The following is a 22191-nucleotide window of genomic DNA, read 5'->3' as shown; positions in this document are numbered from 1 at the left end:
GCCGGGCAGCTCCCCCCGTGGCTGCTCGGCGTCGCCTTTTCCCCGCTTGTTTTCCCCGCTCGCTTTCCCCGCTTGTGAGACGAAATCCGTGAGTGACGAGACCGCGATCTGCTCCGCGAAGGGCTGCCGCGCCGATGCCGTGTGGGTGCTCGCGTGGAACAACCCGAAGATTCACACGCCGGAGCGGCGCAAGACGTGGCTGGCCTGTGAGGAGCACCGGGAGCATCTGTCGCAGTTCCTCGGGGTGCGGGGCTTCCTCAAGGATGTCGTGCCGTTCGAGGACTGGCAGGCGCCCGAAGGGGCCTAGCCGCCGATCGCCGACATCGGCCGGTCCGGCTGGACGAACGTCGGGTCGTCCAGGCCCGCTCCCGCCTTCTTGCCCCACATCGCCTCGCGCCAGATGCGGGCGATCTCCTCGTCGGGGGCGTCGGAACGCAGTGCGGCTCGGAGGTCCGTCTCCTCGCGGGCGAAGAGGCAGTTGCGTATCTGACCGTCGGCCGTGAGGCGGGTGCGGTCGCAGGCCGCGCAGAACGGGCGGGTGACCGAGGCGATGACACCCACTACGTGTGGACCGCCGTTCACGATCCAGCGTTCCGCGGGGGCCGAGCCGCGCTTGTCCGAGCCCTCCTCCGTGAGGTCGAAACGGGTGCGCAGGGAGGTCAGGATGTCCCCGGCGGTGATCATGCCGTCGCGCTTCCAGCCGTGCTGGGCGTCCAGGGGCATCTGCTCGATGAAGCGCAGTTCGTAGTCGTGCTCCACCGCCCAGGCGAGAAGGTCGGGGGCCTCGTCGTCGTTCAGTCCGGGCATCAGGACGGAGTTCACCTTGACCGGGGTCAGGCCCGCCTCGCGGGCCGCGTCCAGGCCCTCCAGGACGTCCTGGTGGCGGTTGCGGCGGGTGAGGGTCTTGAAGACGTCCGGACGCAGGGTGTCGAGGGAGACGTTGACCCGGTCCAGGCCGGCGGCCTTGAGGGCGCCGGCCGTGCGCTTGAGGCCGATGCCGTTGGTGGTGAGGGACATCTGGGGGCGCGGCTCCAGAGCCGCGACGCGCTCGACGATGCCGACCAGGCCGGGGCGCAGCAGGGGCTCACCGCCGGTGAAGCGGACCTCCTCGATACCGAGGGAGGTGACGGCGATGTCGATCAGGCGGACGATCTCGTCGTCGGTGAGCAGATCCGGCTTGGCCAGCCACTGCAGGCCCTCTTCCGGCATGCAGTACGTGCACCGCAGATTGCAGCGGTCGGTCAGCGAGACTCTCAGGTCGGTGGCCACCCGGCCGTAGGTGTCGATGAGCACGTGGGCCCCCTCCCTCGTCGCGGATCAGTGCCGGCTCCATCGGTTTCCGTCACTTGCGAGCCTACGTGACGCCGCTGACAACGACAGTGCCCGATCCCACGACGTACGGAGCGGCCGTGTCGTAGAGATCTACGACACGGCCGCTTCGAGGTGCGTGTCAGTGCGCGCCGGTACCGGTCAGCGACCGGACCTCCAGCTCCGCGTACTTGCCCTTGTCCGGCTCCTCCTTGGAGAGGTAGGTGCCGATGATGCCGAGCAGGAAACCGACCGGGATCGAGATGAGACCCGGGTTCTCCAGCGGGAACCAGTGGAAGTCGACGTCCGGGAACATCGAGGTGGGCTTGCCGGAGACGACCGGCGAGAACAGCACCAGGCCGACCGCCGTGACGAGGCCGCCGTAGATCGACCACAGGGCGCCGGAGGTGGTGAACCGCTTCCAGAAGAGGCTGTAGATGATCGTCGGCAGGTTTGCCGAGGCGGCGACCGCGAAGGCGAGCGCGACGAGGCCCGCGACGTTGAGGTCGCGGGCGAGGGCGCCCAGCAGGATGGAGACCGCGCCGATGCCGACGGTGGCCCAGCGGGCCGCACTCATCTCCTGCTTCTCGGTGGCCTGACCGCGCTTGATGACGTTCGCGTAGATGTCGTGCGCGAAGGACGACGACGAGGCCAGGGTGAGGCCGGCGACGACCGCGAGGATCGTGGCGAAGGCGACCGCCGAGATGGTGGCCAGCAGGATCGCGCCCCAGTTGGAGTCGACGCCGCCCAGATGCAGGGCCAGCAGTGGCGCCGCCGTGTTGCCCGCCTTGTTGGAGGCGATGATCTCGTCCGGCTTGATCAGGGCCGCGGCGCCGAAGCCGAGGGCGAGGGTCATCAGGTAGAAGGCGCCGATGAGGCCGATGGCCCAGATGACCGACTTACGGGCCGCCTTGGCGGTGGGCACCGTGTAGAAGCGGATCAGGATGTGCGGCAGACCGGCGGTGCCGAGGACCAGGGCGATGCCGAGCGAGATGAAGTCCAGCTTGGTGGTGCCCGTGGCGCCGTACTTCAGACCCGGCTCCAGGAAGGCCGCGCCCTTGCCGCTGTTGTCGGCGGCGGAGCCGAGGAGGTCGGAGACGTTGAAGTCGAACTTCAGCAGCACCAGGAAGGTCAGCAGCAGGGCGCCCGCGATCAGGAGCACGGCCTTGACCATCTGGACCCAGGTGGTGCCCTTCATGCCGCCGATGGTGACGTACACGATCATCAGGACGCCGACCAGGGCGACGATGCCGATCTTGCCGCCGTCGCTGGTGATGCCGAGCAGCAGGGAGACCAGGACGCCCGCGCCCGCCATCTGGGCCAGCAGGTAGAAGATCGAGACCACGATGGTGGAGGTGCCGGCGGCCGTGCGGACCGGGCGCTGGCGCATCCGGTACGCGAGGACGTCGCCCATCGTGTAGCGGCCGGAGTTGCGCAGCGGTTCGGCGACCAGGAGCAGGGCGACGAGCCAGGCGACCAGGAAGCCGATGGAGTACAGGAAGCCGTCGTAGCCGAAGAGGGCGATGGCACCCGCGATGCCGAGGAAGGACGCGGCGGACATGTAGTCGCCGGAGACGGCGAGGCCGTTCTGGAAGCCGGTGAACTGGCGGCCGCCCGCGTAGAAGTCGGAGGCGTCCTTGGTCTGGCGTCCGGCCCAGATCGTGATGACGAGGGTCGCGAGGACGAAGACCGCGAACAGGCTGATGATCAGCCCTCGGTGCTCGCTGGCCTCGCCGGCCGCCAGGGTGATCGCGGGGCTCATGCGCCGCCCTCCATCCGGGACTTGATCGCCTCGGCCTTGGGGTCGAAGCGGGCGGCAGCGGTGCGCGCGTACCACCAGGCGATGAGGAACGTGGTGAGGAACTGGGCGAGGCCCAGGACCAGGGCGATGTTGATGTTGCCGACGACCTTGGTGCCCATGAAGTCGCCCGCGTAGTTGGACAGCAGGACGTACAGCAGGTACCAGGCGATGAAGCCGACGGTCAGCGGAAAGGCGAAGGAGCGGTAGGAGCGGCGCAGTTCACCGAACTCCGCGCTCTCCTGCACCTCGGTGAACTCCTCGGTGGTGGGGAGTTTATGGGTCTCTTTCGAGGGTGGCGGTGCGTCGGTGGCCACGGAGTCTCCTCGCGTTGCGGATGCGGTTGTGACGGGGATCGGGCGCGAGTGTCCTCGCCTTCCCTGCCCAAGGTCACGGCGGCACGCGCGGACCGGTTCAACTCGCTTTGCTTCTTTCCGAACTCACCTTGGGGAAGTCATTGCTGGCCAGCGACTTCGGGAGATAGCTTCGGCCTGCACCACCCGTCATGTACCTGCCCGAGCGACACCTGTGTCTCGGGCCGGTTTCGTTTCCGGATGATGTGGAGACCCCATGTCCCAGCCGCGTTCCAGACGTTCGAGACGTTCCATACGTTCAAGAAACCGTCTCGCGCTCGCCGTGCCCGTCGTGCTGTCCCTCACGGCCTCGCTCGGCTTCCTGCCTTCGGCGGCCTCGGCCGCCCCTGCCACGGAGTCCGTAGCGCAGGCAGCGGACGCGACGAACCTGTCGTACGTCGTCAACACCAAGGTGGACCACCGCACGATCGCGTCGGTGAAGAAGGCGATATCGGCGGCCGGCGGCACCGTCGTGATCGCGTACGAGAAGATCGGCGTGATCGTCGTCCACTCCTCCGCGCCGGACTTCGCCCAGAAGATCCGCACGGCGCGCGGGGTGCAGTCGGCCGGCGCCACCCGCACCTCGCCGCTGACCCCGGCGGGCACGACGGACGAGGGCGCGGTCCAGGTGCTGTCGGACGCGCAGGCCGCGCAGGTCGCGAAGACCTCGGCCACCACGCCGGACAGCGAGCCTCTCGAGGCCGATCAGTGGGACCTGCGCGCGATAGGCGCCGACAAGGCCGCCAAGATCAACCCGGGCAGCCGCAAGGTGACCGTCGCCGTGATCGACACCGGCGTCGACGACACCCACCCCGACATCGCACCGAACTTCTCCGCCGCGCAGTCGGCCAACTGCGACGGTGGTGTCCCGGACACCACCGCGGGCGCCTGGCGGCCGTACACCGCGGACGACTACCACGGCACGCACGTGGCCGGTGAGATCGCCGCGGCCCGCAATGGTGTCGGCGTGGCCGGGGTCGCGCCCGGCGTGAAGGTCTCGGCCATCAACGTGACCGACCGGAGCAACGGCCTCTTCTACCCGGAGAGCGTCGTGTGCGCCTTCGTGTTCGCCGCCGACCACGGCGTCGAGATCACGAACAACAGCTACTACGTTGATCCCTGGCTGTACAACTGCATGGACGACCCCGATCAGCGGGCCATCGTTGATTCGGTCAACAGAGCGCAGTTGTACGCACAGCACAAGGGCACGCTGAGCCTGGCGTCGGCGGGCAACTCCAATGACGACCTGGACTCCGACGCGCTCGCCGACGCCTCGAGCCCCGACGACTCCACTCCGGTGGAGCGCACCGTCGATCCGCACGAGTGCTTCGACGTGCCCACGCAGCTGCCCGGTGTCGTCACGGTCAGCGCGACGGGCGTCAAGAACCTCAAGTCGTACTACTCCTCATACGGCAAGGGCGTCATCGACGTCGCGGCACCCGGTGGCGACCGGCTCTACCAGATCCCGGACACGCCGTCGCAGAACGGCCGCATCCTGTCCACCCTGCCGAACGGCGCGTACGGCTTCCTGCAGGGCACTTCGATGGCCTCGCCGCACGCCGCGGGCGTCGCCGCCCTGCTGAAGTCGACGCATCCCAAGGCGAGCCCGGCCCAACTGCAGGCGCTGCTCAAGGCGCAGGCGTCCGCGACGAGCTGCCCGGCCTCCTACGACCAGGACGGCGACGGCACACAGGACGCGGTGTGCGAGGGCGGCACCCGGGCCAACGGGTTCTACGGCTTCGGCATCGTCAACGCGCTGCGCGCGGTCAAGTGACCCGCCCGCACCGCTTGTCCCGCATACGAAGTGGAGAGATTCTCATCATGACAGGGCCCCACTCGCGCCATCGGCGCGCGCTCGCGATCCCGCTCGGCATGGCCATGGCGACGGCCATGGCGTTCCTGCCGGGCGCCACGGCGTCCGCGTCCGGCCTGCCCGGCACCACGGCCGATGTCACCGGTGCTGTCCTCGCCTCCGCCGACGCGGACGGCACGGCGCTCAGCTACGTCGTCAACGTCCGCCCCGGGCACGGCCCTTCCGCCCAGGTGAAGAAGGCCATCGCCGCAGCCGGCGGCACGATCGTGACGTCGTACGACCAGATCGGCGTGATCGTCGTCCACTCGTCGAACCCCGAGTTCGCCAAGACGATCCGCAAGGTCCGCGGGGTCGAGTCGGCAGGCAACACGCGCAACGCGCCGCTTCCCGCGCAGTCGACGACCGACGAGGGGACGCCGAAGGCGCTCAACTCGGCGCAGCTGGCCGCCGCGCAGGCCGCCGCCGCCGCCGGCCAGGACCCGCTGGAGTCCTTGCAGTGGGACCTGCCCGCCATCAAGGCGGACAAGGCGCATGAGAAGTCGCTCGGCAGCAGCAAGGTGACGGTTGCCGTGATCGACACCGGCGTGGACGACACCCACCCGGACCTCGCGCCGAACTTCGACCGGGCCGCGTCGGTCAACTGTGTGACGGGCAAGCCGGACACCACCGACGGGGCGTGGCGGCCGAGCGCCGCGGAGAGCCCGCACGGCACGCACGTGGCAGGTGAGATCGCGGCCGCCAAGAACGGCGTCGGTATGACGGGGGTCGCGCCCGGCGTGAAGGTGGCGGGCATCAAGGTGTCGACCACCGACGGCTACTTCTACACGGAGGCCGTGGTCTGCGGCTTCGTGTGGGCGGCCACGCATGGGGTCGACGTCACCAACAACAGCTATTACACCGACCCTTGGTACTTCAACTGCACCGACGACCCGGACCAGAAGGCCCTCGTGGACGCCATCACCCGGGCCACGCGGTACGCGGAGAAGAAGGGCGTGGTCAACGTCGCCGCGGCCGGCAACGAGAACTACGACCTCGCGGCCGACGAGATCACCGATCCCGTCTCGCCGAACGACGGCACGCCCTCGGACCGGGTGATCGACCCGTCGAAGTGCTTCGACATACCGACCCAGTTGCCGGGGGTCGTGACGGTCGCGTCGACCGGCGCCAAGGGCATCAAGTCGTCCTTCTCCAACCACGGCCTGGGCGTCATCGACGTCGCCGCGCCCGGCGGTGACTCGACGGCCTACCAGACGCCGCTGCCGCCCGCGACCAGCGGGCTCATCCTGGGCACGCTGCCCGGCGGCAAGTGGGGCTACATGGCCGGTACGTCGATGGCCTCGCCGCACGCCGCGGCCGTGGCCGCCCTGATCAAGTCGAGGCATCCGTACGCCCCGCCGGCCCTGGTGAAGGCGCTGCTGTACGCCGAGGCCGACGCCACGCCGTGCACGGATCCCTACGACATCAACGGCGACGGCAAGGTCGACGCGGTGTGCGAGGGGTCCAAGAACCGCAATGGCTTCTACGGCTGGGGCACGGTGGACGCACTGGACGCGGTGACGAAGTAGGTCCCTCCATATATTGATTGCGTCAATACTGCATAGTGCAGTCATGACGGGAATCAAGTTTGTGGTGCGGGAGGGTGCTCTTCAGGGGCGCCTTCCCGCACAGCAGCTGGCGCGGACTTGTGTCGGCGAGTGCGCGCTGGCCGCCGCCGAACTGGGGGCACTGCGGGCCGGGCTCGCCGAAGCACCGACGGTGCGGGTGGACGACGGGGCGGTCGCCACCGCTTTCCTGAGCGAGCGTCATCTGTTGATCAATGGTCGCGCGCCGGTCAACTTCGCGCCGCTGTCCCGGTTCTGGCGAACGGCGGACGGGTGGGTCCGCACGCACGCGAACTATCCGCACCACCGCGCGCGGCTGCTCCGGGCGCTGGGTGCGCCGGAGGACCCGGTGGCCGTGGAGGCGGCGCTGGCCGAGCGGTCCGCCCTGGACGTCGAGGACGCCGTGTACGCGGCCGGGGGTCTCGCCGTCGCCCTGCGCTCTCCCGAGGAGTGGGCCGTGCACCCTCAGGCGGCCGAGGTGGCGAAACGGCCGCTGGTCGAGCGGGGGCGGCTGGACACGGCACGCGTGCGTGCGTTCGCGCCGGTCGGCACCTCTCCCCTGCGGCCGGCCGCCGGCCTGCGTGTCCTGGACCTGACGCGGGTCCTCGCGGGACCGGTCGCCACCCGCACCCTCGCCCTGCTCGGCGCGGACGTCCTGCGCCTGGACGCGCCCCACCTGCCCGAACTGCCGGACCAGCACGCCGACACCGGTTTCGGGAAGCGGTCGGCGACGCTCGACCTGGCCGCCGACCGGCAGACATTCGAGGAGCTGCTCGCGGTGGCGGACGTGGTCGTCACCGGATACCGGCCGGGCGCGCTGGACCGGTTCGGGCTGTCACCCGAAGCGCTGGCGGAGCGGCGGCCCGGGGTGGTCGTGGCGCAGTTGTCGGCGTGGGGCGGATACGGGCCGTGGCGCGAACGGCGAGGCTTCGACAGCCTCGTCCAGGCGGCCACCGGGATCGCGGTGCTGGAGGGTTCACCGGATCGGCCGGGCGCGCTGCCCGCGCAGGCCCTCGACCACGGGACGGGCTATCTGCTGGCGGCTGCCGTGCTGCGGGCGCTGACCGAGCAGTCGTACGAGGGCGGGAGCCGGTTCGTGCGGCTGGCGCTGGCACGGACGGCCCAGTGGCTGACCGACGGCCTGGACGGCACGGCGGCGGGCGACGTCGTGAGTGAGCCGTACGACGGCCCTGAGCCCTGGTTGGCGGAGACGGACAGCGCGCTCGGGCGGCTGCGATACGCCCTCTCACCGGTCTCCTTCGAGGGCGGCCCGAGGGACTGGGCACGGCCGCCGGTGCCGTGGGGCACGGACGCCGCACGCCTGCGCTGAGCGGGCCGGAACCGACCGTGGCACCGGCAACGTACCTATGGGTGGAATGCCTTACCACCACTTGTTTCACTGCAGTTGCCCGGTTCTGTCCGTTGTGGTCAAGATCGAGGGGTGACCTTGATAAGACCCACCTCCGAGGCGACCGACGCGGGCGGCCCCACCCGGCGTCCCGGCACCGGCCGGGCGGTCGCCGTCCTTGTCCTGGCGGTACTGGCCGTGGCGATACCGCTGTTCGGGCCGTCCGTCGCACTGCACGGCACCGGGGAGGCCGCCGCACCCGGGACCGGCGGGGTGGCCCTGTTGCGGGCGGTGCTGTTCGCGGCGCTGTGTGTGCCGCTGGGCGAGCTGTTCGTGGGCCTGCTGGCCCGTTCCGTGCCCGATGCCCCGCCGCACGTGCCGCGCTCCTGGGCCCCTTACGCGGCCGCCGCCGGTTTCCTCGCCGCGCTGGGTCTGGCGTCGGTCGTGGCGACCGGCAATCTGGTGCCGCACAGCTTTTCCGAGATCAATGTCGGCGGTCTGTACGAGTCGCGGGACGGCAAGTTGGCGCTCCTGGAGGTCAACGCGTTCCTGGTGGCCGGCCTGTGCGCCCGTTCGGGCCGCCCGGCCACCCAACTGTGGCCGCTGGCGGCCGTGGTGGTGGCCGAGGCCCTGCGCGCGCATCCCCCGACCCAGCACAGTCCGCTGACCGGCTCCGGACTGACGCTGGTTCATCTGACGTGCGCGGCGCTGTGGGCGGGCGGACTGCTGCGGGTGCTGCGGACGCTGCGCCGCTGGGGTCCCGCGGGGCCGGGCGCGGCGCTGCTCTCGCTCTACGCGCGTGTGGCGGCCGTTCTGCTCGCCGCCATCACCGCGACCGGCGTGTGGAGTTCGCTGCGCCGGATGCCGCCCGGCACGATTCTGGAGCAGCTGACGGACACGGCCTACGGGCGCACGCTGCTCGCCAAGGTGCTCCTCGTGGCCGTCGTCGCCGCTCTCGCCCTGTGGGCGCGGATCCGGCTGCACCGCGCCCCCGCATCGCTGACCGCCTGCGCACCCGCACGCGCGGAGGTCGTCGCCCTGGGACTCGTGGTCGTGGTGTCCGGGCTGCTGACGGCGCTGCCGCTGCCGATCCGCTGGTGAAATGCCGCTCGGTGAGCGCTAGTTGGTGACGAGTACCTTGAGGGCGGTGCGCTCGTCCATCGCCTTGTAGCCGGCGGGGACGCCCTCCAGGTCGACGGTCATGTCGAAGACGGGTGACGCGTCGACGGTGCCGTCCAGGACGTCGGGGAGCAGCTCGGAGATGTAGGCACGGACGGGCGCGACCCCGCCGCGCAGGGCGATGTTCCGGTCGAACATGACGCCGAGGTCGACGCCGGTGCCGCTGCCGTGCGGCACACCGACGAAGCCGATGGCACCGCCGTCGCGGGTGATGCCGACCGCCGTACGCATGGACTGTTCGGTGCCGACGGCCTCGACGACGGCGTGCGCGCCCTGGCCGCGGGTGAGTTCGCGGACGGCCTCGAGGGCCGCGTCCCCGCGTTCGGCGACGACGTCGGTGGCACCGAAGCGGCGCGCGATGTCGGTGCGGACCTGGTGACGCCCCAGGGCGATGATCCGTTCGGCGCCGAGCCGCTTGGCCGCGAGCACCGCGCACAGGCCGACGGCTCCGTCGCCGACGACGGCGACCGTGGCGCCCGGGCGGGCTCCGGCGCCGAGGGCCGCGTGGTGACCGGTGCCCAGGACGTCGGAGAGAGTCAGCAGGGAGGACAGCAGGCGGTCGTCGGAAGCCGCCTCCTTGGGCAGCGGTACGAGGGTGCCGTCGGCGAAGGGGACGCGCACGGCCTCGCCCTGGCCGCCGTCGTAGCCGACGGAACCCCAGAATCCGCCGTGCTCGCAGGAGGTGGTCAGGCCCTCGCGGCAGTAGTCGCAGACGCCGTCGGACCACATGAAGGGCGCGACGACGAGGTCACCGCGGCTGACGGTACCGACCTCGGAGCCGGTCTCCTCCACGATGCCGAGGAACTCGTGGCCGATCCGCTGACCCGGCTGCCGGGCCGCCTCGCCGCGGTAGGCCCACAGGTCGCTGCCGCAGATGCAGGCGCGCAGCACCCGGAGCACGGCGTCGGTGGGCAGCTGCACCACCGGCTCGGGCACGTCCTCCACGCGCATGTCGTACGGGGCGTGGATGGTGGTGGCGCGCATGGCGAGGATCCTTCTCGTGCGAGGTCGTGACGGCGCTCAGGGGGTGGTCGAGCGCACCTCACCGTACGTCGCCAGCGGTCCCGGGCGCGCTTCGAGGGCTCGAAGTGTGCCACTGGCCAGCAGGAACTGCGCGGCGATGTACGTGAGCATGATCCAGAACTCGGGCCGTGGAAGCTGGGGCCAGTCGGCGACGCCGGTCGCGATGAGGGTGTCCGAGAGGAGGAAGAGCGCGCCGCCGACTCCGGTGAGCGCCCCGAACCGCACGGCCGACGCGCACGCCATGGTCGTGAGCAGAACGCTGTAGCCGGCGACGGGCACGCGCAGTCCGGCGGGCAGGTCCGGCCACAGGGCCACGACGGTGACGACGAGCGCGGTGGCGTAGGCGGGTGCGAGGAGGCCGACACGCGCGCGTGGGCTGCCGTACGCCTGGAAGAGCGCGAGGTAGCAGACGTGGCCCGCCGCGAAGGAGGCCATGCCCGCGAGGAAGGCGAGGTCGGCGTCGGACAGCAGCAGGACGTCGCCGCCCCAGCCGCACAGGAGGGCGGCGACCAGGAGCCGGGGCGCCGCGGACGCGACGGAGTACGCGGCCAGGAGGGGCATCAGAAGGGGCTTGGCGACGGCGTGCCCGGGAGCGAAGCCGGTGGCCAGGGAGGTGAGGTCGACGGCGGCGGCGAGAACGAGGACCGTGAGGAGTGCGCGGCGGGTGCGGTGGGTCCCGCGGGCGCTCGGGATTCTCACGCGGGCACGGTCTCCTCGGCCGTCTCCGGTACCGGTGCCGGTGCCCAGCCGGGCCCCCTGAAGACCCGTCCCGCCCGCTCGCGCCAACTCCGTGCCTCCTTTACGTCCTTGACGATCGCTACGTATTCGTGGGTGGCCACCTTGATCGGGTTGAACGTGTTGATGTTCTTGGTCAACCCGTAGACGGGCCGTTCGGTCTCGGCGACGAACGAGCCGAAGAGCCGGTCCCAGACGATGAGGATCCCGCCGAAGTTGCGGTCCAGGTAGCCGCCCTGGGAGGCGTGGTGGGCGCGGTGGTGGGACGGGGTGTTGAAGACGAACTCGAACCAGCGGGGCATCTTGTCGATGCGTTCGGTGTGGATCCAGAACTGGTAGACGAGGTTCGCGGAGGAGCAGAAGGCGAGCGCGGCCGGGTGGACGCCGGCGGCGACGAGGGGGACGTAGAACGGCCAGACGGTCAGCGTGGTCCAGGGCTGGCGCAGCGCGGTGGTGAGGTTGAACTTCCGGCTGGAGTGGTGGACGACGTGGCAGGCCCACAGGATGCGGATGACGTGGTGGCCGCGGTGGGACCAGTAGTAGAAGAAGTCCTGCCCGAGCAGCATCAGGGGGACCGTCCACCACAGGACGGGGACGCGGAGCGGGGTGAGTTCGTACAGGGCCGTGTAGAGGGCCACGATCGGGATCTTCCACAGGAAGTCGAAGAAGAGGCTGCCGAGTCCCATGCCGATGCTGGTGGCGGCGTCCTTCGTCTCGTAGCCGGCGGCGTCCTCGTCGGGATGGACGCGGACGCTGATCATTTCGATGACGGTGAGCAGGACGAAGGCGGGTATGGACCAGACCACGACGTCGGGGAGGTTCGGCATGCCTGCACCGTAGAACCGCCGGTCGCGCGCCGCCAGACGTTGTTACCCACAAGTATTACCGGTGGTACGCGCTTGCTTCTTGGCGATCTCCACCAAGGGGTGTCCGTGGGCGGTCTTACGCTGCGGAGGCAGGACGCCGAGCGGTTGTTCGCGGCGGATTCTGGATGCCGGGCGGCCGGCGTATCGGTTACGGGAGCACCCGCAGGCTGGAACCGGTGCACGCCCTTCCTGCTACGCCTGCCGGTCACCGGAGGTGCGGCTGTGCGCCCCCGACGGCCGGGGGGAGGAACTCCTCGCCGACGGGCGGGCGTTGGTGCGCGGACCGGGACGACCGCCTCTACGTCAACTGACCCCCGCCGCCCCCAGCAACACCCCCACCCCGTAGGTAACCCCCATCGCCAACACCCCACCCCCCACGTTCCGCAGCACCGCTCGTCCAGGAGCCGCCGCCCCCAGCCGTGCGCTGCTCCAGCCGGTCAGCACCAGCGCCGCCACCACCGACAGCACCGTCACCGGTACCCGCCACCCCGACGGTGGCAGCACGATGGCGAGCAGGGGCAGCAACGCCCCCGCCGTGAACGCCAGGAAGCTCGCCCAGGCCGCATGCCAGGGGTTCGTCAGTTCGTCCGGGTCGATGCCGAGCTCCACGCGCGCGTGAGCCCGCAGTGCGTCACGTTCCGTCAGTTGTTCCGCCGCCTCACGGGCCACGTCGCGCGACAGCCCCCGTTCCTCCAGAAGATCCGTCAACTCCTCCAGCTCCGCCTCCGGCTGTTCCCTCAACTCCCTCTTCTCCACGGCCAGCGCGGCCATCTCCGAGTCGCGCTGGGTCGACACGGACACGTACTCCCCGGCCGCCATGGACATCGAGCCGGCCAGCAGGCCCGCCAGACCCGCCGTCAGCAACGCCGCGCGGTCGCTCGTCGCGCCGGCCACGCCGACGACCAGCCCCGCCGTGGAGACGATGCCGTCGTTGGCGCCCAGGACGGCCGCGCGCAGCCAGTTGAGGCGGGCGCCGAGCGCGCCGCCATGGGTCTCGTCGTGCGTCGGTTCGGTCATCCCCGGAGGATGGCACCCCGGTCGTCGCGAGCGGGGCACCGACGCCGCCGTGAGGGACTGTCAGTCGCGGCCCGTATCCTCATGGACCATGCTCGAAGACCAGACGACCGCAGCGTCCTCCCCCACAACGTGGCCGGCCGTGTATCCGCAGGGATACGCCGTCGTCGACGTGGAGACCACCGGCCTGGCCCGGGACGACCGGATAATCTCCGCCGCCGTCTACCGGCTGGACGCGCGCGGCGAGGTCGAGGACCACTGGTACACGCTGGTCAATCCGGAGCGCGATCCCGGCCCGGTGTGGATCCACGGGCTGACGAGCGAGGCACTCGACGGCGCGCCGCTCTTCCAGGACATCGCCGACGAGTTCTCGGCCCGTCTCGACGGTCGCGTGCTCGTCGCACACAACGCCGTCTTCGACTGGCAGATGATCGCCCGCGAGTACGCGCGCGCGGGACGGGTGCCGCCGGTGAGTCAGCGACTGTGCACCATCGTCCTGTCCAAGGAGCTGGGGCTGCCGCTGCCCAACCACAAGCTGGAGTCGCTGGCGGCGCACTTCGGCGTCGTACAGCAGCGGGCGCACCATGCGCTCGACGACGCGCGCGTGCTCGCGGAGGCGTTCCGGCCGAGTCTGCGGGCGGCGGCCGCTCGAAGCGTGCGGCTGCCCCTGCACGAGTGCCGGCCGCTGACCGAGTGGACGGACCGGGCGGTGCCCAGGCAGTCGGCGGGCTACGGCAGTTATCGGCCGACGAGTTGGCGGCCCGCGCGCAAGCGGCCCGCGTGCCCCTACCCCAACCCGGGGCGCTACGAGGACGGCAAGCCGCTCAAGCAGGGCATGCGGATCGCGTTCTCCGGGGACACCTCGATCGAGCGCGACCTCCTGGAGGACCGGGCGGTCGAGGCTGGGCTGCATGTCGCCACCAGCGTGTCCCGGCTGACCAGTCTGCTCGTCACGAACGACCCGGACTCGGGCACGTCCAAGGTGGTCAAGGCCCGGCAGTTCGGCACACCGGTCGTCGACGAGGCGGCCTTCGGGCAGCTCCTCAGGGATGTGGAGCCGGCGTCGGAGGGATGACCGTACGGAAGCCAGGACCGTACGGACGGGTGATTTGCCGTACGACTCGCCCCGCGCCGACTCGTCCGCACGGCGCCGACGGCCCACCCTGTGGCGCATGGCGACTTGCGAAGTTTGCGGCAATAACTACGGCATGACCTTCGAGGTGCACGCGCAGGGTGCGGTGCATGTCTTCGACTGCTTCTCCTGTGCGATCCACCGGATGGCACCGATCTGCGAGCACTGTCGTGTGCAGATCATCGGGCAGGGTGTGGAGGTCGAGGGCCACTGGTTCTGCGGTGCGCACTGCGCTCGCGCGGAGGGAAGGGTGGGCATCGTCGACCGGGTCTGACCACACCCCTGTGCGAACACCCCGCGGTCCGAGTTGTACGGTCGTGGGGTGTACCGCTTCCTGTTGTCCCGGCAGTGGGTGATCCTCACGCTGGTCGCCCTGCTCCTCATCCCCACGATGATCAGGCTGGGCATCTGGCAGATGCACCGTTACGAGGAGCGCACCGCCCGCAACCAGCTGGTCTCCGACGCGATGTCGGCGAAGCCGGTGCCCGTGGAGCGGATGACCTCGCCCGGACACATCGTCACCACCCACGACCGGTATCGCAGCGTGACCGCGAAGGGGCACTTCGACACGGACGACGAGGTCGTGGTCCGGCGCCGCACCAACTCCGACGACGAGGTCGGGTACCACGTCCTGACCCCCTTCGTCCTGGACGACGGCAAGGTGCTGCTGGTCAACCGGGGGTGGATCCCCTCGGACGGGCCGACCCAGACCGCGTTCCCGAAGATCCCCGCTCCCCCGAAGGGTGAGATCACCGTCACGGGGCGGCTGATGCCCGACGAGACGACCGCGGCGAGCGGCATCAAGAACCTCGAGGGGCTGCCCGACCGGCAGGTCATGCTGATCAACAGCGAGCAGGAGGCCGAGCGGCTGGGCGCCACGGTGCTCGGCGGCTACATCGCCCAGACGGCACCCGAGCCGAAGGGCGACAGCCCGGAACTGATGGGCGGCAACCCCGGCAAGGAGGACGCCGCGCTGAACTACGCCTATGCCATCCAGTGGTGGCTGTTCTCCATCGGCGTGCCGATCGGCTGGGTGGTCCTGGTGCGGCGGGAACTGCGCGACCGCCGGGAGAAGGCGGATCAGGACAGCACGACGAAGGCGGAACCGGCCGCGGTGTGACAACCGGCCCGGCCCCACGCCGACCGCAGTGTGGTCGGCCGACCCGGTCCCACGTCAGTCGCAGTGTGGTCGGCCGGCCCGGTCCCACGTCAGTCGCAGTGTGGTCGGCCGACCCGGCCCCACGTCAGTCGCAGGTGACGCACCGGCCCATCGCACGGCGCCGACCGCGGTGTGATGCACCGCCCCGACCCCACAGCGCCGGCCATCACGTGATGCCCCGGCCCACCCCCACAAGCCCGACCACGATGCCACCAGCCCGGTACGCCGGACCGCCGACCACGCCGTGCCCAGTCGGCCCGGTCTCGGCACACCGGCCGGGTGCGCCCCATCGCCCCGGCCTCGACATCGGCCGCAGGGTCTGCCTCATCGGCCCGGCCCCACGTCAGTCGCAGGCGACGCATCGGCCGCGGCGTGACGCATCCGCCCACCCCCACAGCACCGGCCACGATGCCGCCTGCCCGGCCCCCGCGACGTGACCCACCGCCCCGACCCCACAACGCCGGCCACCACGTGAAGCCCCGGCCCACCCCCAGATCGCCGACCACGGTGCCCCCCAGCCCCGGGCCCCGGACCGCCGACCACAGAGTGGCCGTCGGTCGGCCTCACGCCCGTCGCCCCGCCCCCGACGCACCAACCGCAGTCTCCGCCTCACCGGCCGGGACGGCCCCGGTCCCGGTCCCGCCAGTAGAGAAACGTGCGCTCCGGCTCGGGCAGGAGCTCCCACGGATGCGGGGTCATACGGCGGCCGATCCGCCGGAAGACGGGTGCCGTGTCGGACGGGCGGTGTGCGCGGACGAGGGCGAAGGCCAGGATGTTGAGGTCGGCGACCGCCTCGGCGTGGGGTGGCGCGGCGGTGTGGAACCAGTCGGTCAGGGCCGAGTCGATCTCGGCGCCGGCGAGGGGTTCGTTCCAGTGACTGTCGGCCCCGAGCGACGTCTGCCGCTGCCGGTGGGCGACGAGTTCGACGCGGGCCGCGACGGGGAGCAGGGCGACGGGCGAGCCGTGCGGAGCGCGGGCGGCGCCCTGACGGGCGAAGTCCATCATGTCGGCGACCGAGCCGTGTCCGCGCGGGGACAGATAGCGCAGCAGCCGGTGGTAGGCGCCCCGGTGCCACGGGGCACGGGTCACGGCCTCGGTCCAGACGGGCACGGCGTCCCGGGCCGGCACGGCGAGGGAGTGCATCAGGCCGAGGAGGGCCAGCCAGGGCGTCGGATCCTCGGGGCAGACCTCAGCGGCACGCAGACACGCCCGCTCGGCGTCCCGGGCAGCGGTCCACCCGTCGGCCGGGGCCCGCCGTACACACCGGACACAGGCCCACAACGCCAGCGCGTCCCCGTCACCGGGCCGTTCGGTGATCCACCGCTCGCACACCGCGGGCGGCAACCCGTCCGCCAGTACGGACATCCGGTGCCACCGGCGATCCCAGTCCCGCCCCGTGTCCCGCAGCAGGTCGGCGACCGGCTGCCAGAGCGGACGGCTGGAACCCGCGCCGAGGCCGTGCAGCTGAGGGGTGGGCCGGAGTTCGGTCAGCGTCGTGTGCAGCGCGTCGTCGTCGAGGGCGGGGTGGACCAGCAGGGCGGTGCGGCGTCTGAACATCTCGGTCCCGAAAGGTGAGTGGGGCGTACGGGGCGGGCGGTGCGCCCGCCCCGTGGTCCACGACGGCGGCGTCAGCAGCACCGCCCCTGCGGGTGAGCCTCCCGGTGCCGGCTGCGCAGCACCTCGTACTCCCGTCGGGTCGGTACCGGCGCGAGCGGATGGTGGCGCAGATGCCGCTCGCGGTAGCGGTCGTACTCCGCCTCCCCGGTCAGCTCCCGCAGGTACCACCGGACGGCCCGCGCCCACCGCCGCGCTGTCACGGTCACCGTCACGAGCGCACTCCCACGAGCTCCTCACCGGCCTGCTCGGGCACGTCGATCCGCGACTCGACATACGGCGCCTCGGTGGTCGGCGACGCGCCCGGCGCCCGGAGAGCCCGCACGCACACCACCGCCGCGTTGACGATCACGACCGCGACCAGCAGCAGGAACGCGGCGATCAGCACCCCGTCGACCGTGGAGTTGGTGACCACCGTGTGCATGTCGTCGAGCGTCTTGGCGGGCGGGAGCACCTGGCCCGCGTCGATGCCGTCCGCGTACTTGGCCCGCTGGGCGAAGAACCCGACCCGCGGGTCGTCGGAGAAGATCTTCTGCCAGCCCGCGGTGAACGTGATCGCGACCACCCAGGCCAGCGGGACCCCGGTGACCCACGCCCAGCGCAGCTTCCCGGACTTGACGAGGACGGTGGTGCACACGGCCAGCGCGATCGCGGCCAGCAACTGGTTCGCGATGCCGAAGAGCGGGAAGAGCTGGTTGATTCCGCCCAGGGGGTCGGTGGCTCCGGTGTAGAGGAAGTAACCCCAGGCCGCCACCACCAGAGCACTGCACAGCCAGATGCCCGGCTTCCAGTTGACCCGGCCGACCGGCTTCCACACGTTGCCGAGCATGTCCTGGAGCATGAAGCGGCCGACCCGGGTACCCGCGTCCACCGTCGTCAGGATGAACAGCGCCTCGAACATGATCGCGAAGTGGTACCAGAAGGCCTTCATGGCGGTACCGCCGAACACCCCGGAGAAGATCTCCGACATGCCGACCGCGAGGGTCGGGGCGCCTCCGGACCGGGCGATCAGCGACTGTTCCTCGACCGCCTTGGCGGCCTGGGTCAGCTGGTCGGGTGTGATGGTGAAGCCGAGGCCCGCCACCGCGTGCGAGGCCGACTCGGCTGTCGCGCCCAGCAGTCCCCCCGGGGCGTTCATCGCGTAGTACAGGCCGGGCTCCAGGGTCGCCGCCGCGATCAGCGCCATGATCGCGACGAACGACTCCATCAGCATGGCGCCGTAACCGATGAGACGGACCTGCGACTCCTTCTCGATGAGCTTCGGCGTCGTACCGGAGGAGACCAGCGCGTGGAAGCCGGACAAGGCCCCACAGGCGATGGTGATGAACAGGAAGGGGAACAGGGACCCCGCGAACACCGGCCCCGCGCCCGATGTGGCGAAGTCGCTCACCGCGTCCGCGCGCAGCACCGGGGCGGCGACCACGACACCCACGGCCAGCAGCGCGATGGTGCCGATCTTCATGAAGGTGGAGAGGTAGTCGCGGGGGGCCAGGAGCATCCAGACCGGGAGGACCGACGCCACGAAGCCGTAGCCGACCAGGCAGAAGACCAGGGTCGTCGGGCTCAGCGTGAAGGTGGAGGCCAGCGAGGAGTTCTGGACCCAGCTGCCGCCGACGATCGCGAGCAGCAGCAGCGCGACGCCGATGAAGCTGGTCTCCACGACCCGGCCGGGGCGGATGCGGTGCATCCAGAAGCCCATGAACAGGGCGATCGGGATGGTCATGGCGACGGAGAAGGTGCCCCACGGGGAGTGCGCGAGGGCGTTGACCACGACCAGGGCCAGCACGCCCAGCAGGATGATCATGATGGCGAAGACCGCGATCAGCGCGGCCGCGCCGCCCGCCTTGCCGATCTCGTCCCGGGCCATCTGCCCGAGCGACGTGCCGTCCCGCCGCATGGACAGGAACAGCACGACCATGTCCTGTACGGCCCCCGCGAAGATCACTCCGGCGACGATCCACAGCGTGCCGGGCAGATATCCCATCTGGGCCGCCAGCACCGGGCCGACCAGCGGTCCGGCGCCCGCGATGGCCGCGAAGTGGTGGCCGAGGAGCACCCGCTTGTCGGTGGGCTGGAAGTCGACGCCGTCCTCCAGCCGTTCGGCCGGAGTGGCGCGACGGTCGTCCGGCTTCAGGACCCGGCGGGCGATGAAGCGGGAGTAGAAGCGGTAGGCGATCGCGTACGAGCCGAGGGCGGCGACGACCAGCCAGACCGCGGAGATCTTCTCGCCCCGGGCCAGCGCGAGCACGCCCCAGGCGACCGCGCCGAGCAGCGCGACGACGGCCCACAGCAGGATCGACCGAGGTGACATACGTGACTTTTCAGGCGCCTCGAGGGCAGGCTGAAGGACGGTTTCAGGCATGGCGGCTCCTCACCGGAAACGGTGGAACGGGAAAGGCGGAACGGGAAAGGCGGAGAGAGACTCAGCGGCGATGTCGGTCCGTCAGCGCGTACGCGGCGAGCAGGCACAGACCGCACCCCGGCACCCAGGCGAGCTGGTACCAGTAGAAGAACGGCGTGCCCGCCAGGCGCGGCTCCGCTCCGGCGTACATCGGAACCCACAGCAGTCCCGCGGTGGGTGCGAGAAGCAGTACGGCGATCGCGACGCGCCGTAGCCGGTGATGACCGGTCCGTGCCATGACCTGCGCTCCTCTCCCCATCGCTGTGGGTCTGTGCAAGAGTTGCCCACCCGTCGCAGACGGTTGACAGCGAATGTCCAGAAGATATCCCGCCGGTTCCCTGTCCTCCGAACCGGCCGCCCGCGCAACTCTTGCGCGAGGGTCCAGCCATACCTGCGGGCACACCAAGGACGGTGACCATGGCCGACAGCGCCATGACCGCGACGTTCCTCGCCGTGATCGGCGGAGCGTCGCTGCTCGCCGTGACCGCGCGCCGCCTGCGTCCCAGCGACCGGCTGCCGTCCCTGGAGGGCTGGGCGCTGGCCGACCGCAGTCTCGGGCCGGTGTGGACCTGGCTGCTGCTCGGCGGCACGATCTTCACGGCGTACACCTTCACCGCCGTACCGGGACTGGCGTACGGCAACGGCGCGGCCGCCTTCTTCGCGGTGCCGTACACGGTGATCGTGTGCCCGATCGCCTTCGTGCTGCTCAGCCGCCTGGGCGAGGTGGCCCGCCGGCACGGCTACATCACCGCCGCCGACTTCGTGCGCGGACGCTACGGTTCGCCGCCGCTGGCCCTGGTGGTCGCGCTGACCGGGATCCTCGCGACGATGCCGTACCTGGCGCTGCAACTGCTCGGGATACGGGCGGTGCTGACCGCGGGGGGCGTGTATCCGCGGGGCGCGACCGGTGACCTGGTGATGGTGGCGCTGTTCGCGGGCCTCGCGGTGGCCACCTACCGGCACGGGCTGCGGGCGCCCACCGTGATCTCCGCGCTCAAGGCGGTCGCCGTCTTCGTCTCGCTCACCGCCGTCACCTGGCTGGTCCTGGAACGGCTCGGCGGTCCTGGCGCGGTGTTCGACGGGGCCGCCGAGCGACTGGGCGGACCCGCCCTGCTCCTCTCCCCGCAGCAGCAGCCCGCCTACGCCACCCTCGCCCTCGGCTCCGCCCTCGCCCTGCTGATGTACCCGCACGTCCTGACTGCGGGTTTCGCCGCCGACAGCCCGCGCACCCTGCGCAAGGTCGTCGTGGCCCTGCCCGCCTGGACGGGGCTGCTCGCGCTCTTCGGGTTCCTGGGCATCGCGGCACTCGCGGCCGGGGTGCGGGCACCGGAGGGCGGCGCCGAGACGGCCGTACCGATGCTGGTGGACCGGTTGATGCCGGGGCCGCTGGCCGGGCTGGTGTTCGGCGCGATCACCGTGGGGGCGCTGGTCCCGGCCGCGGTCATGTCGATAGCAGCGGCCACCAGTTTCGTGCGCAACGTCTACGTCGAGTACGTGCACCCGACGGCCACGCCCAAACGGCAGGTGCGGATCGCCAAGGCGGTGTCGCTGACCGCGAAGGTGGGCGCGGTGGCGTTCGTGTTCGGGCTGCGCGACCAGGACGCCGTCAACCTCCAACTCCTCGGCGGGGTCTGGATCCTGCAGATCTTCCCGGCCGTCGCCGTGGGCCTGTTCACCGGGCGGCTGCATCCGCGGGCGCTGCTCGCCGGGTGGGGCGCGGGCATGCTGGCCGGCACCTTCCTCGTGGTCCGCGAGGGATTCTCGTCGCTCGGCAGCGGACCCTTCCAGATCTACGCCGGTCTCGTCGCCCTTCTGCTCAACCTGACCGTCGCCCTGGCCGGAACCGCGGCCCTCGAACGGCTCGGCGTCCCGCGCGGCGCCGACCTGACCGACCTACCGTCGCGCCTGACCGTCAGGCGGCGCCCCGAGACGGGAGCGAACAACCCGTGAAACAGCATCTGAGACACGGCACCCCCGGGCCCCTCCCGCTCGCCCCCGCGGCGGCCGACCCGGCCGAACTGGAGCGCGAGGCCGGTGTGGCCCGCCTTTTCGAGCTGCACTACGCCTCGATGCTCCGCCTCGCCGTGCTGCTCGGCGCCGACGACCCGGAGAACGTGGTCGCCGAGGCGTACTACCAGATCTACCGGAAGTGGCGGCGTCTGCGGGACACCGAGGCCGCGGAGGCCTATCTGCGCTCCACGGTCTGCAATCTGACGCGGATGCGGATACGGCACCTCCAGGTCGCGCGCAAGCACGTCGAGAACCCCCCGGCCCCGCTGGACGAGCTCGTCGCCTCCGCCGAGAGCACCGCGCTCCTCCACGACGACCAGCGCGTCCTCATCGACGCGCTCCAGCGACTGCCCGCCCGGCAGCGCGAGGCGCTGGTGCTCAGGCACTGGCTCGGGCTGAAGGAGAGCGAGATCGCCTCGGCGATGGGCATCTCCTGCGGCTCCGTCAAGACCCACACGGCACGCGGCCTGGCCGCCCTGACCCAGGCGATGGAGGCCCGGCGATGACGCATCGAGACGCGACCGAGTCACGTGGCACCGGTCCGGACCGCAGCACCGAGCGCGAGCTGCAGGAGGCCCTGGCCGCGCTGGCGGGCGGGGTGCACGCGGCCCCCGACGCCTACCGCACGGCACGCGGCGAGTGGCTGCGCCGCGAGCGCCGCCGCCGGCTCGTCCTCGCCGTCCTCATCGCGGTCGTGTTCGCGCTGGCGACGCTGATCGGTCTGTGGGTGCTGAACCAGACTCCGGCCCACCCGGGGGTGATCTTCTCCGGCACGACGGCGTCACTCCCCCGGCCGCACCCCTGATTGCCCGCACGACCAGCAGGGAACCCGCACTC

Annotated in this window: 22 protein-coding genes; 11 read left to right on the top strand and 11 right to left on the bottom strand. The window is 71.0% G+C overall.

Translation table 11 applies throughout. The annotated features are described in order from the left end of the window. Positions 1–88 precede the first annotated feature (88 nt). On the top strand, positions 89–307 hold the full coding sequence (locus tag OG841_RS36125) for a hypothetical protein (RefSeq protein ID WP_328637540.1): 219 nt from the start codon (positions 89–91) through the stop codon (positions 305–307). Here the strand turns inward: OG841_RS36125 and moaA are convergent. The 3 genes from moaA to OG841_RS36110 all read right to left on the bottom strand — a co-directional run bounded on the left by moaA (position 304) and on the right by OG841_RS36110 (position 3423). Further along, entirely contained in the window at positions 304–1293 is a 990-nt protein-coding gene (moaA, locus tag OG841_RS36120; RefSeq protein ID WP_328637541.1) for a GTP 3',8-cyclase MoaA, read from the bottom strand. The genes OG841_RS36125 and moaA overlap by 4 nt on opposite strands. Positions 1294–1450: 157 nt before the next feature. Next, positions 1451–3070 carry a solute symporter family protein gene (locus tag OG841_RS36115; protein ID WP_328637542.1) on the bottom strand — a complete coding sequence of 540 codons (1620 nt, stop codon included), beginning with the start codon at positions 3068–3070 and terminating at the stop codon, positions 1451–1453. Continuing rightward, on the bottom strand, positions 3067–3423 hold the full coding sequence (locus OG841_RS36110; RefSeq protein WP_057618197.1) for a DUF485 domain-containing protein: 357 nt from the start codon (positions 3421–3423) through the stop codon (positions 3067–3069). Before OG841_RS36110 ends, OG841_RS36115 begins: the two co-directional genes overlap by 4 nt. A 253-nt stretch (positions 3424–3676) precedes the next feature. Between OG841_RS36110 and OG841_RS36105 the strand changes: the two genes are divergently transcribed. The 4 genes from OG841_RS36105 to OG841_RS36090 all read left to right on the top strand — a co-directional run bounded on the left by OG841_RS36105 (position 3677) and on the right by OG841_RS36090 (position 9322). After that, positions 3677–5233 carry a S8 family peptidase gene (locus OG841_RS36105; RefSeq protein WP_365122879.1) on the top strand — a complete coding sequence of 519 codons (1557 nt, stop codon included), beginning with the start codon at positions 3677–3679 and terminating at the stop codon, positions 5231–5233. A 47-nt stretch (positions 5234–5280) separates the two neighbouring features. Beyond that, positions 5281–6837: a S8 family peptidase gene (locus OG841_RS36100; protein WP_365122881.1), complete on the top strand. Its 1557-nt coding sequence runs from the start codon at positions 5281–5283 to the stop codon at positions 6835–6837. Positions 6838–6880: 43 nt separating this feature from the next. After that, positions 6881–8203, top strand: a complete 1323-nt coding sequence (locus OG841_RS36095; protein ID WP_365122884.1) for a CoA transferase — start codon at positions 6881–6883, stop codon at positions 8201–8203. Between the two features lie 111 nt (positions 8204–8314). Further along, positions 8315–9322: a CopD family protein gene (locus tag OG841_RS36090; RefSeq protein WP_365122887.1), complete on the top strand. Its 1008-nt coding sequence runs from the start codon at positions 8315–8317 to the stop codon at positions 9320–9322. 18 nt (positions 9323–9340) lie between these two features. Here the strand turns inward: OG841_RS36090 and OG841_RS36085 are convergent, their stop codons facing one another. The 4 genes from OG841_RS36085 to OG841_RS36070 all read right to left on the bottom strand — a co-directional run bounded on the left by OG841_RS36085 (position 9341) and on the right by OG841_RS36070 (position 13041). Further along, on the bottom strand, positions 9341–10384 hold the full coding sequence (locus tag OG841_RS36085; protein WP_371568410.1) for a zinc-dependent alcohol dehydrogenase family protein: 1044 nt from the start codon (positions 10382–10384) through the stop codon (positions 9341–9343). Positions 10385–10420: 36 nt separating this feature from the next. Beyond that, a complete protein-coding gene (locus tag OG841_RS36080; protein WP_371568407.1) occupies positions 10421–11122 on the bottom strand; it encodes a lysoplasmalogenase in 702 nt (233 codons plus the stop codon). Beyond that, the gene (locus OG841_RS36075; RefSeq protein WP_365122891.1) at positions 11119–11985 is read right to left on the bottom strand and encodes a sterol desaturase family protein; all 867 of its coding nucleotides are present in this window, start codon (positions 11983–11985) and stop codon (positions 11119–11121) included. The genes OG841_RS36080 and OG841_RS36075 overlap by 4 nt, the downstream gene beginning before the upstream one ends. A gap of 342 nt (positions 11986–12327) precedes the next feature. Next, the gene (locus OG841_RS36070) at positions 12328–13041 is read right to left on the bottom strand and encodes a VIT1/CCC1 transporter family protein (RefSeq protein ID WP_328637549.1); all 714 of its coding nucleotides are present in this window, start codon (positions 13039–13041) and stop codon (positions 12328–12330) included. Positions 13042–13129: 88 nt separating this feature from the next. Between OG841_RS36070 and OG841_RS36065 the strand changes: the two genes are divergently transcribed. From OG841_RS36065 to OG841_RS36055, 3 genes are all read left to right on the top strand, one after another. Beyond that, complete coding sequence (locus tag OG841_RS36065; RefSeq protein WP_371568404.1) at positions 13130–14113, top strand: DEDDh family exonuclease; 984 nt, start codon at positions 13130–13132, stop codon at positions 14111–14113. A 97-nt stretch (positions 14114–14210) separates the two neighbouring features. Then, on the top strand, positions 14211–14444 hold the full coding sequence (locus OG841_RS36060; protein ID WP_266524968.1) for a hypothetical protein: 234 nt from the start codon (positions 14211–14213) through the stop codon (positions 14442–14444). Positions 14445–14492: 48 nt separating this feature from the next. Continuing rightward, positions 14493–15290 (top strand): SURF1 family cytochrome oxidase biogenesis protein, encoded by a 798-nt coding sequence (locus OG841_RS36055; RefSeq protein ID WP_371568401.1) that lies wholly within the window; start codon positions 14493–14495, stop codon positions 15288–15290. A 648-nt stretch (positions 15291–15938) separates the two neighbouring features. On the opposite strand, the gene OG841_RS36050 is transcribed toward OG841_RS36055, so the two are convergent. The 4 genes from OG841_RS36050 to OG841_RS36035 form a co-directional block, all read right to left on the bottom strand. Further along, on the bottom strand, positions 15939–16886 hold the full coding sequence (locus tag OG841_RS36050) for a hypothetical protein (protein WP_371568398.1): 948 nt from the start codon (positions 16884–16886) through the stop codon (positions 15939–15941). A 71-nt stretch (positions 16887–16957) separates the two neighbouring features. Beyond that, complete coding sequence (locus OG841_RS36045) at positions 16958–17146, bottom strand: YbdD/YjiX family protein (protein WP_069766455.1); 189 nt, start codon at positions 17144–17146, stop codon at positions 16958–16960. Positions 17147–17154: 8 nt separating this feature from the next. Then, entirely contained in the window at positions 17155–19254 is a 2100-nt protein-coding gene (locus tag OG841_RS36040) for a carbon starvation CstA family protein (protein WP_371568395.1), read from the bottom strand. 112 nt (positions 19255–19366) lie between these two features. After that, positions 19367–19582, bottom strand: coding sequence for a DUF3311 domain-containing protein (locus tag OG841_RS36035; RefSeq protein WP_266524998.1), 216 nt, complete (start codon positions 19580–19582; stop codon positions 19367–19369). Positions 19583–19761: 179 nt separating this feature from the next. On the opposite strand from OG841_RS36035, the gene OG841_RS36030 reads away from it, so the two are divergent. From OG841_RS36030 to OG841_RS36020, 3 genes are read left to right on the top strand one after another with little or no spacing between them, the layout of a single operon-like run. Continuing rightward, on the top strand, positions 19762–21294 hold the full coding sequence (locus tag OG841_RS36030; protein ID WP_328637554.1) for a sodium:solute symporter family protein: 1533 nt from the start codon (positions 19762–19764) through the stop codon (positions 21292–21294). Next, on the top strand, positions 21291–21860 hold the full coding sequence (locus OG841_RS36025) for a SigE family RNA polymerase sigma factor (RefSeq protein ID WP_328637555.1): 570 nt from the start codon (positions 21291–21293) through the stop codon (positions 21858–21860). The genes OG841_RS36030 and OG841_RS36025 overlap by 4 nt, the downstream gene beginning before the upstream one ends. Continuing rightward, positions 21857–22159 carry a hypothetical protein gene (locus OG841_RS36020; RefSeq protein ID WP_266566585.1) on the top strand — a complete coding sequence of 101 codons (303 nt, stop codon included), beginning with the start codon at positions 21857–21859 and terminating at the stop codon, positions 22157–22159. The genes OG841_RS36025 and OG841_RS36020 overlap by 4 nt, the downstream gene beginning before the upstream one ends. The last annotated feature ends 32 nt before the right edge of the window (positions 22160–22191 follow it).

The sequence above is a fragment of the Streptomyces canus genome, from assembly GCF_041435015.1.
In the GTDB taxonomy this organism is placed as follows: Bacteria; Actinomycetota; Actinomycetes; order Streptomycetales; family Streptomycetaceae; genus Streptomyces; species Streptomyces canus_G.
The sequence above is the reverse complement of the archived record's forward strand: the minus strand, read 5'-3'. Positions and strand labels throughout refer to the sequence as shown.